Source organism: Pseudactinotalea sp. Z1739, from assembly GCF_049725055.1.
In the GTDB taxonomy this organism is placed as follows: Bacteria; Actinomycetota; Actinomycetes; order Actinomycetales; family Beutenbergiaceae; genus CALKWS01.
In genome coordinates, this window is sequence record NZ_JBMPQA010000006.1 from 15154 (window position 1) to 27857 (window position 12704).

Annotated in this window: 12 protein-coding genes; 6 read left to right on the forward strand and 6 right to left on the reverse strand. The window is 71.4% G+C overall.

All coding sequences use genetic code 11. From position 1 onward, the window contains the following. Positions 1-14 precede the first annotated feature (14 nt). The 3 genes from ACO0LV_RS09300 to ACO0LV_RS09310 are packed head-to-tail and all read right to left on the reverse strand — an operon-like array spanning position 15 to position 2730. On the reverse strand, positions 15-1115 hold the full coding sequence (locus ACO0LV_RS09300; protein ID WP_424787613.1) for a YeiH family protein: 1101 nt from the start codon (positions 1113-1115) through the stop codon (positions 15-17). After that, positions 1112-2152 (reverse strand): proline racemase family protein, encoded by a 1041-nt coding sequence (locus tag ACO0LV_RS09305; RefSeq protein ID WP_424787614.1) that lies wholly within the window; start codon positions 2150-2152, stop codon positions 1112-1114. The genes ACO0LV_RS09300 and ACO0LV_RS09305 overlap by 4 nt, the downstream gene beginning before the upstream one ends. Beyond that, complete coding sequence (locus ACO0LV_RS09310; RefSeq protein ID WP_424787615.1) at positions 2149-2730, reverse strand: DUF4870 domain-containing protein; 582 nt, start codon at positions 2728-2730, stop codon at positions 2149-2151. Before ACO0LV_RS09310 ends, ACO0LV_RS09305 begins: the two co-directional genes overlap by 4 nt. 146 nt (positions 2731-2876) lie before the next feature. On the opposite strand from ACO0LV_RS09310, the gene ACO0LV_RS09315 reads away from it, so the two are divergent. The 5 genes from ACO0LV_RS09315 to ACO0LV_RS09335 all read left to right on the forward strand — a co-directional run bounded on the left by ACO0LV_RS09315 (position 2877) and on the right by ACO0LV_RS09335 (position 7666). Continuing rightward, entirely contained in the window at positions 2877-3509 is a 633-nt protein-coding gene (locus ACO0LV_RS09315; RefSeq protein WP_424787616.1) for a hypothetical protein, read from the forward strand. A gap of 233 nt (positions 3510-3742) precedes the next feature. Beyond that, entirely contained in the window at positions 3743-4177 is a 435-nt protein-coding gene (locus tag ACO0LV_RS09320) for a hypothetical protein (RefSeq protein ID WP_424787617.1), read from the forward strand. Between the two features lie 13 nt (positions 4178-4190). Then, positions 4191-5354: an FAD-dependent oxidoreductase gene (locus ACO0LV_RS09325; protein WP_424787618.1), complete on the forward strand. Its 1164-nt coding sequence runs from the start codon at positions 4191-4193 to the stop codon at positions 5352-5354. Between the two features lie 100 nt (positions 5355-5454). Beyond that, positions 5455-6495, forward strand: a complete 1041-nt coding sequence (locus ACO0LV_RS09330) for a 3-isopropylmalate dehydrogenase (RefSeq protein ID WP_424787619.1) — start codon at positions 5455-5457, stop codon at positions 6493-6495. 70 nt (positions 6496-6565) lie between these two features. Further along, entirely contained in the window at positions 6566-7666 is a 1101-nt protein-coding gene (locus ACO0LV_RS09335) for a branched-chain amino acid aminotransferase (protein WP_424787620.1), read from the forward strand. Positions 7667-7694: 28 nt separating this feature from the next. Here ACO0LV_RS09335 and ACO0LV_RS09340 read toward each other — a convergent pair whose 3' ends face one another. Continuing rightward, on the reverse strand, positions 7695-9437 hold the full coding sequence (locus ACO0LV_RS09340) for a bifunctional 3'-5' exonuclease/DNA polymerase (protein WP_424787621.1): 1743 nt from the start codon (positions 9435-9437) through the stop codon (positions 7695-7697). A 69-nt stretch (positions 9438-9506) separates the two neighbouring features. On the opposite strand from ACO0LV_RS09340, the gene ACO0LV_RS09345 reads away from it, so the two are divergent. After that, on the forward strand, positions 9507-10394 hold the full coding sequence (locus tag ACO0LV_RS09345) for a DUF2268 domain-containing protein (RefSeq protein ID WP_424787622.1): 888 nt from the start codon (positions 9507-9509) through the stop codon (positions 10392-10394). A gap of 9 nt (positions 10395-10403) precedes the next feature. Here the strand turns inward: ACO0LV_RS09345 and ACO0LV_RS09350 are convergent, their stop codons facing one another. Beyond that, entirely contained in the window at positions 10404-11804 is a 1401-nt protein-coding gene (locus tag ACO0LV_RS09350; protein WP_424787623.1) for an FtsX-like permease family protein, read from the reverse strand. Continuing rightward, a complete protein-coding gene (locus ACO0LV_RS09355; protein WP_424787624.1) occupies positions 11801-12631 on the reverse strand; it encodes an ABC transporter ATP-binding protein in 831 nt (276 codons plus the stop codon). Before ACO0LV_RS09355 ends, ACO0LV_RS09350 begins: the two co-directional genes overlap by 4 nt. Between the last annotated feature and the right edge of the window lie 73 nt (positions 12632-12704).

Below are 12704 nucleotides of genomic sequence, written 5' to 3' on the forward strand. Positions count from 1 at the left end.
GCCGGGCGGGCCGGTCAGGTGAGGGTGCCGGTAGCGGCCTGGGCGCCCAGGGCCGCGCCGGTGACACCCAGCCACAACCCGACCCCGAGGACCATCGGACGCGCACCCGTCCGCCGCAGGCCCGCGATATCGACGCCGGCCCCGACCGCGCTGAGCGCCACGGTGATGAAGAACGTGGTCGCGGTCGTGACCGGATCGTGCAACGCCCCGGGCACCAACCCCAGGCTGTTCGCCACGACCAGCAGCACGAACCCGGTCAGGAACCACGGCACCAGGCGCCACACCGGGGGCCGGCCGGCGTGAGCAACTGCGCCGCCCTCCGGGGCCGTCCCGCTCCCGCTCCGGCCGTTGTCCGCCCGAGCCCACCGCGCCACCAGCACCGACAGGCCCAGCACGATCGGGATGATCGCCAGCGTCCGGGTCAGCTTCACCACCACCGCGGTATCGGTGGCCTCGGGGCCGAACGCACTCGCAGCCGCCAGCACCGAGGAGGTGTCATTGACGGCGGCGCCCACGAGGATCCCGAACGCCTCCGGGCTCAACCCGGCCAGTTGACCCAGCACCGGGAAGGCCAGCACGGCGGCGATGTTGCAGGCGAAGACCGTCGAGAGCGCATAAGCGACCTTGTCCGGCGCCGGGCGTAGTACCGGAGTCACCGCTGCGATGGCCGAGGCCCCGCAGATCGCCGTGCCCACCCCCAGCAGGGTGCGCAGATCACGGTCCACACCGAGGGCCCGCCCGAGCAGCCACGCTCCGACGAGGGCCGCGGCGATCACCGCCACCAGCACCGGCAGCGCCGCGATGCCGGAGTCGGCCACCTGCGCCCACGACAACTGTGCGCCGAGCAGGACCACCGCCACCTGCAGCACCTTGGATCCGGCCCACCGCAACCCCGGGGCCAACCGGTCGCTGCGCGCGGCGCCTTCGGGGCCGGTGCGACGCCACCGCAGCAGGGCCACCACCAGCCCGAGCAGCACCCCCAGCACGGGTGCACCGATCAGCGGGAGCAGCGGAGCGGCCGCCGTGGCCGCAGCGGCGAGCACGACGGCGAGGCCCAGGCCGGGCAGCATGGAGCGCCACCGGCGGCGCTCACCGAGGCGGGATGTGGCTGTCAACGCAGCACGAACCCGGGAACGAGGGGGTCGAGCGGATCGACCGTGAACGTACTGTCGCCGGTCCGGTAGGCCATCCCGGTCACCTCCGGTAGCACGGCCGGGTACCCGGCCACCTCGAGCCGGTCCACGATCCGGGCGGTGAAGAGGGAGTCGACGATGGAGGAGTGCACCAGCATCTCGCCGGCACCGAGTTCACCTGCAGCGGCCAGGGTGGCCAGACGCGCGGCGGTGCCCGATCCGCACGGGGAGCGGTCCAGTTCCCCGTCGGCGAAGATCGTGGCGTTGCGCTGGCGGATCTCGCCCGGCTCGGTGGCGGGCAACCGCTGGAACAGGATCGTCCCGTAGATCCCGCTGAGCCGGGGGTCCACGGGGTGGCGGGCCACCTCGGTCTCGTTCAGGGCCCACTTGATCTGCCGGCCCAGGGCGATCAGTTCCCCGGTGTGCTCCGGGTCGATCGAGAGGCCGACGGCGGAGACGTCCAGTTGGGCGTAGATGGCACCGCCGTAGGAGACGTCGACGAGGAGCTCACCGGCGCTGGTCCGCACCGGCACGGAGGTGGCCAGGACGTAGCTGGGCACGCTGAGGAAGTCCACCCCGAGGATCTGACCCTGCTCGGTGTGCACGCGTGCGGTGACCCGGCCGGAGGGTACGTCGATGACCACGTCGGTGGTGCCGGTTTCCGGGGCGCTGACCCGGCCGGTCCGCACCGCCCAGGCACCGAGGGCGATCGTGCCGTGCCCACACGCGGTGGAGAAGCCGTCCTTGTGCCAGAACAACACCCCGAAGTGCGCGCCGTCGTCATCGGGTGGGGTGATGAACCCGCCGTACATGTCGGCGTGCCCGCGCGGTTCGTGGCAGAGGATCCGGCGCACCCGGTCGGCCGGACCGTCCGACATCGCGTGCATGCGACGTTCGGCGACGGTGCGTCCGGGCAGGGGGACACCAGGATCGGTGACGATCCGGAACGGTTCCCCGCCGGTGTGGTAGTCCTCGGTGCGGTAGGTCTCCATCAGGGCCTCTCGTGAGCACTGCGTCACGTCAGGATCGGCACCTGGAAGGGGTAGGTGTAGATCTCCCGGCGGTTGGCCCGTACCGCGCCGAGGATGGAGAAGACCACCTGCGCGCCCACGGCCACCAACCAGATCACGATGCCCAGCGGGATCAGCACGATGGTGAAGAAGCAGATCCACCCGATGATGATCGCGACCCATACGGTGATGTGGAAGTTGAACGCCGTGGCCGAGGCGTTGCGGACCAGCGGGCCGCGGTCGCGGAAGAACATCCAGATCAGCAGCGGGCCCAGCACGGACAGGAACCCGGCGCTGACCACGAAGGCGATGATGGGTGACAGGTGCGCGACGATCGCCAACGTGCGCTCATCGGCGCCGGCGCCCGGGTCGCTCGGCCGCCCCTCGTGCTGGTGGCCGCCGTGGTACCCACCGCCCTGGCCGGCAGCGCCATGGTACCCACCGCCCTGGTGCCCGCCGACCGGTGGGCCCCCGCCCTGGTGCCCACCGACCGGTGGCCCGCCGGGGGGCGAGCCCTGGCCGCCCGGGTTCTGGGCGCCGGGGGAGTGCTCTCCGGGTCCTGGCGCATTCGGGTAGTCCTGGGACATGGGCCCTCCAACCGTTATGCCCCGGATGTGCCGGGGCGAAAGTGTGCGCTCAGCCTGACCGATCCTCGGTGGTGCTGTCGAGCCGCTCGCACGGACGTCGCGATTTCGTGCCATGGAACTCGGGCCGAGGGTCATAGGATTCGGCCATGCCCGACTCCGACCGTGCCGAGCAGCCCCCGGGCTCGGCTGGCGCTTCGCCGTCCCAGCCTAGCGAACGAGAGGCTCGGACGGCCGCCACCCACGCCGCCCGGGCGCTGGCGCTGGCGGTCCGGGTGCTGCGCTGGCCCTCACTGCTGCTGGCGCTGATCCCGGTGGTGCCGCTCGCCGGGCTGGTCTGGGTGATGGCCGGGCTGCGCCGCCCGGTGGGGCTGATCGTGGTGGGTGTGCTGATCGCGATCGGGCTGACGATCGAGGTGGCCTTCGTGCTGCGCCGACGGGCCTATCTGCGTGCGGCGGCACAGCCGGAGCAACTCGCCGATGAGTTCCGGGCGCTGCTGCGCCCCGGTCTGCTTAGCAAGGACCTGCTGGAGAAGGTCCGCGACATCGCCGCACGCGGGGGTCTGTTGCTGCTGCGCCGGTTGCGGAGCCTGTGGGTCCTGGTGCGCCTGCCCGACCAGGTGATCGGCATCCTGGATGACTACCCCAGGGCCAGGTTGTTCATCCCGCCGACCCTGGGCACCAGCGGGCTTCGGGTGCTTGCGCAGGCGTACTTGAGCGCGCTGTCCTGGTTGGCGCTGATCCTGGTGCTCGCTCTGCGTGCTGCGGGCTACCTCACCTGAGTGCGGCGGTTCCCGGCCTGACCAGGAGTTGACGCCGCTCCTGGCATGAGTCGATCTGCGGATGCGGCCGGCGTCGAGCCGCTGGTACAGCCGGCATGCGTCGACCCGCAGGTCCGGCCCGCACTGCGCCCGCGCCCGCACCTGCGGCATCAGGCCCGCACTGCGCCCGCGCCCGCACCTGCGGCATCAGGCCCGCACTGCGCCCGCGCCCGCACCTGCGGCATGATGGACCGATGACGTCTGAGGCCGCGGTGGAACGTTTCTGGATACAGGCCCGCATCGAGGGAAACCTGAACCGGCTCGAGGTCGTGATCGGGCAGAACGTGCAGAACACGGTCCCGCCCCCGGTCTGGTCCACCTCCCCGGACCCGGCAACCGCCACCGCCGAGGTCGAGGAACTCCTCAGCACCGGCACCATGACCCAGGCGGTGCCGGTGGCGGACCTGACCAGTGCCGGGCAGCCGCCCGCGCAGGTGGGTGACCTGGGCATCGTGCTCGACGGCGAGGGAGAGCCCCGGGCGCTGGTGCGCACGGTGACCGTGGATGTGGCCGACTCCCATCCGGACGTGCCCGATGCCGCCGGCACCGTCCAGGTGGAGCATCTGGAGGTGCTCTACCCACGGCGCCGCAAGCGGCACGCACGCGAGAAGGTCGGGGCGGACCGCTGAGCCGGGCGCGCAGATGAGACCGGCCGGTGGCGCGCTCGACCACGACGTGGTGGTGATCGGTGCCGGACTGGCCGGTGCGGCTACCGCGTGGCAGGCCGCCGGCCGCGGCCTGGACGTGCTGGTGCTGGAACAGTTCGGCCCCGACCACGATCGCGGCTCCTCCCACGGCAGCGCCCGGATCGTGCGGCGCGCCTATGCCGATGCCCTCTACACACAGTTGACCGGCCGTGCCTTCGAGTTGTGGCGCGAGGCCGAACTCGCTGCTGGGGCAACCCTGCTGAACCGCCTCGGCGCCCTGGACTTCGGTCCGGACAGGCGGGTGGACCAGATCGTGGCGAACCTCTCCGGCGCCGGCGTGGCACACGAGGTGCTCAGCCCGACCGAGGCGATGCACCGCTGGCCGGGCATGGTCTTCGACACCCCGGTGGTGCATCACGCCGAGGCCGGCACCGTGGACGCCGAGACGGCGGTGACCACCTTCCTGGACCTGGCTCGAGGCCATGGCGCGCAGGTGCGGTTCGACCAGCCCGTGACCGGTGTCAGCGTGGCGGGCAACCACGACAGCGCCACCGTCCGCCTGGGTGACCAGGAGATCCGAACTCGGGCCGTGGTCATCACGGCGGGGGCGTGGCTGCCGGACCTGACCAGGGGCATGGTGCTGGATCCGGTCCTCCCGGCGTTGTCGATCACCCAGGAGCAGACCTTCCACTTCCCGCGCGCCGACCCCTCCCAGGACCCATGGCCCAGCACCATCCACGCCGCCGAGGGGTTCGAGATCTACCACCTCTCCGGCGGCCGCGACGGCGGCGCCGGCCTGGACCGCAAGGTCGCCGAGCACCATCACGGCCGGCCCACCAGTGCCACCGGTCGTGACGGGCTCATCGATCCGGCCGGAACCGAACGCGTGCAGGCCTATGTCCGCCGATGGCTGCCCGGCCTGGATCCCGAGCCGGCCAACGCCAGCACCTGCCTGTACACCACCACGCCGACCCAGAACTTCCTGGTCGACCGGATCGGACCGGTGGTGCTGTGCTCGGCCTGTTCGGGACACGGTGCCAAGTTCGCCCCGCTCATCGGAGAGTGGACGACGGCGCTGCTCACCGGGACCGGTCGGGTTCCCGAACGCTTCGCCCTGGCCGCCCACGGCCCGGGAGCGAGGCGGAGCTGGTCGCTCTGAGGCGCACCCGCTCGCCCGCCGGACATCGGTGACGGAGCCAGGCGCTCAACTGGCGAGACGTTCCGTCCGAACCGTGGGACCGGTGCGCTACGGTGGGGCCATGTCGCGCACTATCAAACTCGCTGTCATCGCCGGGGACGGAATCGGCCGGGACGTCACCGGCGAGGCCCGCAAGGTCCTGGACGCCGTACTGGCCGGAAGTGGCGTCACGGTGCAGGCAACCGAACTCGATCTGGGCGCGGGGCGCTGGCACGCCACCGGAGAGACACTCACCGAGGCGGACCTGGAGACGATCAAAGCCCACGACGCCATCCTGCTCGGCGCCGTCGGGGACCCCTCGGTGCCCAGCGGTGTGCTGGAGCGGGGGCTGTTGCTGCGGCTGCGGTTCGAGCTGGACCACTACGTGAACCTGCGCCCGGCCAAGATCCTCCCGGGCATCCCCTCGCCCCTGGCCGATCCGGGCCAGGTGGACTTCGTCGTCGTCCGGGAAGGAACCGAAGGTCCCTACGTCGGCAACGGCGGCTCGGTGCGCACCGGCACACCCCAGGAGATCGCCACCGAGGTCAGCGTGAACACCGCGTTCGGGGTGGAGCGGGTGGTCCGGGACGCCTTCGACCGCGCCCAGGCCCGGCCCCGCAAGAAGCTGACCCTGGTGCACAAGCACAACGTGCTGGTGCACGCCGGGCACCTGTGGCGGCGCACCGTGGACGCCGTCGGGGCCGAGTACCCCGAGGTGGCCGTGGACTACCTGCACGTGGACGCCGCGACCATCTTCTTGGCCACCGACCCGGCCCGGTTCGACGTCATCGTCACCGACAACCTGTTCGGGGACATCATCACCGATCTGGCTGCGGCGATCGCCGGCGGGATCGGACTGGCTGCCTCGGGCAACATCAACCCCACCGGCCAGTACCCCTCGATGTTCGAACCGGTGCACGGCTCGGCCCCCGACATCGCCGGGCAGGAGAAGGCCGACCCCACCGCGGCGGTGCTGTCGGTGGCGCTGATGCTGGCACACCTTGGCCTGGACGAACAGGCCGAGCGGATCGAGCAGGCGGTCGCCGCCGACATCGCCGAACGCAGCGGCGCCCGCTCGACCTCCGAGATCGGGGACGCCCTGGCGCAGCGCGTCCGCGCCTGATCCGCCAGTTGCTACCACCGCCCAGCCGTGGGGGGTAGCGTGATCCCATCACGACCGGCGAAGGGGCACGATGAGTACCGAAACCACTGCGGCGACCTTCGAGGTGCGCCCCACCTCACATCCGCGCACGCAGACCGAGCGTGAGCAGGCCCTTGCCGACCTGAGCTTCGGCAAGGTGTTCACCGACCACATGGCCCGAGCGGTGTGGACGAAGGGTGAGGGCTGGCACGACCACCGGGTGGAGGCCTACGGCCCGCTGAGCCTGGACCCGGCCACCGCCGTGCTGCACTACGCCCAGGAGATCTTCGAAGGGCTCAAGGCCTACCGGCACGCCGACGGCTCGGTGTGGACGTTCCGGCCCCACGCCAACGCCGCGCGCTTCGCCGCCAGCGCCCGGCGGCTGGCCCTGCCGGAACTGCGCGAGGCCGACTTCATCGGCTCGATCGAGGCGTTGGTGCGCACCGACACCGAGTGGGTGCCGGACTCCCCGGGCTCCTCGCTGTACCTGCGCCCGTTCATGTTCGCCTCCGAGTCGTTCCTGGGCGTGCGCCCGGCGCACCGCGTGGACTACCTCGTGATCGCCTCCCCGTCCGGGCCCTACTTCACCTCCGGCTTCAGCCCGGTCTCGATCTGGGTCACCACCGACTTCCATCGCTCCGGACCCGGGGGCACCGGCGCCGCGAAGTGCGGCGGCAACTACGCCGCCAGCCTGCTGCCCCAGCAGCAGGCCACGGACAACGGCTGCTCCCAGGTGTGCTTCCTGGACGCGGCCACCGGCACGTTGCTGGAGGAGTTGGGCGGGATGAACGTGTTCTTCGTCGACGCGGACGGCGCCGTGCACACCCCCGAACTCACCGAGACCATCCTGGCCGGTGTCACCCGCTCCTCGGTACTGCGGATCATGGCCGACGACGGCCGCACCGTGTACGAGCGCCCGTTGCCGTTCGCCGAGATCGCCGAGCAGATCCGCAGCGGGCACATTGTGGAGGCCTTCGCCTGCGGGACCGCGGCGGTGGTCACCCCGATCGGCCAGTTCAAGGGCACCGGACTGGACCTGACGGTGGGCGACGGCGGGCCAGGTGCGGTCACCACCGGCCTGCACGCCAAACTCACCGACGTGCAGTACGGGCGAGCCGAGGACACCTACGGCTGGATGCACCGGCTGGCCTGAGCGCAACCGGCTGGCCTATGCCACCTCGTCAGGCCGCCTGGTCGTAGTCGGTGACCACGGACACGCTCAGCGGGAAGTCCACCGCGGTCTGCCCGAACATCAGCGTGCCGGCCGCCGTGGCTGCTGCCCGGACAGCCCCGGCGGCGGCCTCGGCCTGAGCCTGCGGTGCGTGCACGATGACCTCATCGTGCAAGAAGAAGACCAGGTGGGCACCGTCGCCATCGATGTCACCCTCGCCATCGGTATGGCCGTCGAGTTCGGACAGCCGACGACGGATCTCACCGAGCCAGCACAGCGCCCACTCCGCGGCGGTGCCCTGCACCACGAAGTTGCGGGTGAAGCGGCCCCACTCCCGGGTGCGGCTGCGGGCGCGGCGCTGTGCCTCGGCGTCGGCGTCGGCCTGGTTGGACTGCCGCTGCTGCTCCACCCACTCCGGGCCCGGGGCGGGACTGGTCCGTCCCAACCAGGTGTGCACCACGCCCCCGGCCTCCCCGGTCCGTGCGGCGGTCTCGACCACGTCGATCGCCCGGGGGTAGGCCCGGCGCAACCGGGGCATCAGGGCGCCGGAGTCCCCGGTGGTGCCGCCGTAGAGGGCACCGAGCATCCCCACTTTCGCCGCATCCCGGGTGGGCACGACCCCGGAGTCGACCAGGCCCTGGTAGAGGTCACCCCCGCGACCGGCCCGGGCCAGGGCCTGGTCGCCGGCCATCGCGGCCAGCACGCGGGGTTCGATCTGGGCTGCGTCGGCCACCACCAGGCGCCACCCGGCATCGGCTCGCAGGGCGCCGCGGACCTGCTTGGGCAATTGCAGTGCGCCCCCGCCGCTGGCGGCCCACCGGCCGGTCACCACCCCGCCGGGGACGTACTCGGGCCGGAACCGACCCTGGCGCCCGGCCGGGCCGTGTGGGTCGGGTGGGCTCACCCAGGCATCGAGCCACGCCCAGCCGTTGGCACTGAGCAGCCGGGCAAGCTTCTTGTACTCCAGCAGCGGTGCGATCACCGGATGGTCGATCCTGGCGAGTTCCCCCTTGCGGGTGGTGCGCACGTCCAGGCCCTGGGCGCGCAAGGCTCGCAGCACATCGGCGGGCGAGTCCGGGTTCAGTGCCGGGGTGTCCAGGTGGGTGCGGATCCGAACGGCCAGGTCCTCCAACTTCGCCGGGCGCAGTCCCGGTCCCGGGCGGGGACCGAGTGCGGCGGTGAGCAGTTCCTCGTGCACGGCCCGGTCCCACGGCACCCCGTCGGCCTGCATCTCGGTCGCAATCAGGGCACCGACCGATTCAGCCGCCATCAGCAGCCGCAGCTTGCCCGGGGCCGGGTGAGCGCGGATGGCCTGGTCCTGCCGCGCGCGTTCAGCGTGTACCTGCGCCAGGGAGAACTCGTCGGCGCCGGTGGCGCCGAAGTGATCATCGAAGAGCCTCTCACCCTGGTCGGTGACCGAGGCCGCCGGGACTTCCACCGGTGTGTCCCAGGGGGAGTCGGGCCACTGTCGACCCGCTGGGGTGCGGCGCAGTATCGCGTGGCACAACCGCAGGTCCAGGCAGCGCCGCACCCGCACACCGGCGGGGAGCAGGACGGCGGCGGCCGCACGGGTGTCGGCCCAGATCCACCGGGGCGGGGTATGGGTGTGCTCGGACTCCAGCGCGGCCACCCGCGCCGGCAGTTCGGCGAGGGCCAGTCGTTCCGGTTCGGCCCTGCCGTGGCCGGAATCGCTGCGGTGCTGCACCGACTGCACCATCGCCGTCGGCCCCTGCACCGCAACCGCGATCTCCACCCGGCCTACTGTATCGAGGCGCCGGAAAACGTCTTGATCCCGGGTGCCGCCGTTCCTACGCTCTCGACCATGGTTTTCACCGTGCTTGATGGCCGGACCGCGTTCCGCGAGATCCTGACCGCTCCGCTGCCGCAGCGAGCGGAGATCGCGCGTGCGTTCCTGGAGCAAGCCGCGGGGATGTACCGCTACTTCCCGGGCGAGGCCGACGTGATCGAGATGCACCACATGGGCAGCGGGTTCCGGCTCGATGTCGAGGACGCGCGCTACCTGCCCGCGCTGGATGCGATGGCCGAGGCGAACGTATGGGGACGGGTGGAGTCCGCGCTGCAGCATGCGCTCGCGGTGCAGTTGCGGGCCACGCCCGACATCACCGTCCCGGAGGAAATCATCGTCCTGGTCGTCCTGGGCAATCCCGATGACGAGCACTTCATGAACGACAGCCTTGCCATGGTCGCCAACGGCAGTGTGACCGGCTACCTGTGGATCAACATCTGGCCGACGGCGGAGAACCTGGAGCAGATCGAGGCCATCGCGGTGCACGAACTGCACCACAACCTGCGCTTCGCCAACCGGGTCTGGGATCCGGCCACCGTCACGGTGGGCGAGCACATCGTCTCCGAAGGCTTGGCCGATGCCTTCGCCCGGCAGTTGTACGGAAATCTCGGATACACCCGTATCGGTCTGGGGGCACTGGACGACGACGAGGTGTTCGCCAAGGTCTGCACCGGTCTGGGCGTCACGGGCATGGAGGACTTCACCGCCTGGGTACTCGGTGACGCCCACGCGCTCCGCTACGGCGGACAGCCGGTTGGGCTTCCCACCGGAGCCGGCTACTCGGCAGGCAATCGTCTGGTCGATGCCTATCTGGAGGCCGGCGGGATGACTGCCGACCAGGCGCTGCTCGCCGATCACGATGAGGTCATCCGGGTCGCGTTGCGCCGGGCCGAGGACCCCTGAGGCCGGAGTTCAGGCCAGCACGGTGCGCACCACCCGGGCGCTGGCCAGGTTGCCCGCCAGCACCAGGAGGCAGACGGCCACCACACTGAGCAGGAACTGGATCAGCAGGGGCACCGAACTGAGCAGGCCGAACCCCAGGGCCGGCAGCATGAACACCAGTGCTGCCGCGGTGGCGATGAGCACGGCCGCCAGCAGCGGGATGGCCGTCTGGCGGAGCCGGGCCGCATGCATCACCGTCAGATCGGTGCCGGCCAGATGCAGCGCACGGTACTGGGTGCGCTGGTCGATGATCCCTCCGGCCTGCATCACCCCGGTGGACACCGCCGCGAGCAGACCGGCGATCGTCAGGGTGAGCAGACCGCCGGTGGACAGGTCCGCCACGATCGGGTCATCCGAGCCGACGGAGTCGAACATCGCGGCCGCTGCGGTCAGCCCGGCGATGAAGGTGCACAGTGCCACCCCGCCGACACTGCGCCAGGCCCCCCTGGGGTCATCGATGATCCGGCGGGCGGCGATCAACGTACCCACCGACCGGGCCCGGCGGGCACTGAGACGACCGACCAGGCTCATCACCCACGGTCCGAGCAGGTTGAGCAGGGCGAACCCACCGGCCAGGACCGCCACGAGCACCACGATCCCGGCCAACCCGTAGTGCACCAGAACGGCGAAGCAGGCGGCGAACAGCACGAGCGGCACCACGCGGGACCAGTGCAGCGGATTCGGTGTGTGCCGTGCGGCCACACCCAGCGGGGTGATCGCGACCTTCCTCAGGCTCGCACCGGCCGAGAGCATGGACACCAGCGCTACACCGGTGACGGTCAGCGCGAACACCCACCACTCCGGGACCAGTTCGGCGTAGGTGAAGGGTCGGTTCTGGAAGGTCACCGGCAGGACCAGGGGGATCAGTGCGAACACCCCGGCCGTTCCGATGAACGCTCCGGCCAAAGCCTGCACGGTGGCATCCAGGACGGTCATGACCGAGACCTGGGATGTGGTCGCACCGGCCAGGCGCAGGGCCGCGAGGCGTTCGTCGCGGCGGGCCATGGAGAGCCGGGCCGCGGCCCCGCCGAGGGTGATCAGCGGGACCAGCAGCAGTACCGAGGCGGTCCCGGCCAGGACCACGTAGAAGCCCTCATCGGAGTAGGGACCGCCGGCCTCGGCCCGCTGTTGGAACGCGCCGAAGCCACCCAGCACCAGGAGCAGCACGGCGGTGGTCACCGCGAAGGCCACCACCGCGAGCACCCCGGTGAGACGCTGTGGATCCGATCGGCCGGCGTCGCGGACGCGCAGCAGGCGCCACAGCCGTAGGGCCGAGCGCAACGAGCCGGCGGATGCGGCCGGCTGCGGCCCAGCGGACATGGCCGTGCCCTGCGAGTTCATGGTGACGGCCTGGTTGCCCGGAGCGGTCACGAGCGCACCCCTGGACCGCTCCACGGGCCGCTCGCAGCGGGATGGTGCTGGGACGGGCCCGCCTGCGCTGCCGGCGGCCAGGGTGGCGTGGCCGTGGCACCGGGTGGCGCGCCGGGCGGGGGATGACCAGGCTGCGGCTCGCCCGGCCCGGGCACGATCGACCCATCGCGCATGTGCACGGTGCGTGAGCACCACTCGGCCACCCCCGTGTCGTGCGTGACCACCACCAGCGCCGAGCCGGTCTCCCGGGTGGCGTTGGTCAGCACCGACAACACTTCATGCCCGGTCTCCTGGTCCAGGGCCCCGGTGGGTTCATCGGCGAAGATGACACCCGGGGCGGCGATGAGCGCACGAGCGATCGCCACCCGCTGGGCCTGACCGCCGGAGAGTTCCCCGGGCCTGCGGTATTCCATCCCGGCCAGGCCGAGATAGGCCAGCCACTGCCGGGCGCGCCCGACCGAGGCAGCCCGGGGGTGACCGGCCAGTAACAGCGGCAGTGCGACGTTCTCCTCCGCGGGCAATTCCGGCAGCAGTTGCCCGGACTGGAACACGAACCCGAAGTCGCGTCGTCGCAGCACGGTGCGCTCGGCGTCGGACATCGCGCCCAGATCCGTCCCTGCCCACTGCACCTGGCCGGCCGAGGCCACCAGCACGCCGGCCAGGCAGTGCAACAGGGTGGTCTTGCCGGATCCGGAGGGTCCCATGATCGCCACCGACTCCCCGGGAGCGATGCTCAGGTCCACCCCGCGCAGGGCGGTGGTGGTGTGCGGCGCAGTGACGTAGGTCTTGGTCAGGGCGTGGGCGCTGAGGGTGCGTGCGAAGGTCATGGTGCCAGCGTGCCCGCGGACGGGGCGGCGGCACATCAGCCGGCAGACCCCTCATCCTGGAGCAACGTCAGCC

Coding starts and splice junctions, on each gene's coding strand:
- ACO0LV_RS09325 (WP_424787618.1), top strand. CDS start 4,191: ATGAGACCGGCCGGTGGCGCGCTCGACCACGACGTGGTGGTGATCGGT.
- ACO0LV_RS09355 (WP_424787624.1), bottom strand. CDS start 12,631: ATGACCTTCGCACGCACCCTCAGCGCCCACGCCCTGACCAAGACCTAC.
- ACO0LV_RS09345 (WP_424787622.1), top strand. CDS start 9,507: ATGGTTTTCACCGTGCTTGATGGCCGGACCGCGTTCCGCGAGATCCTG.
- ACO0LV_RS09310 (WP_424787615.1), bottom strand. CDS start 2,730: ATGTCCCAGGACTACCCGAATGCGCCAGGACCCGGAGAGCACTCCCCC.
- ACO0LV_RS09335 (WP_424787620.1), top strand. CDS start 6,566: ATGAGTACCGAAACCACTGCGGCGACCTTCGAGGTGCGCCCCACCTCA.
- ACO0LV_RS09315 (WP_424787616.1), top strand. CDS start 2,877: ATGCCCGACTCCGACCGTGCCGAGCAGCCCCCGGGCTCGGCTGGCGCT.
- ACO0LV_RS09330 (WP_424787619.1), top strand. CDS start 5,455: ATGTCGCGCACTATCAAACTCGCTGTCATCGCCGGGGACGGAATCGGC.
- ACO0LV_RS09320 (WP_424787617.1), top strand. CDS start 3,743: ATGACGTCTGAGGCCGCGGTGGAACGTTTCTGGATACAGGCCCGCATC.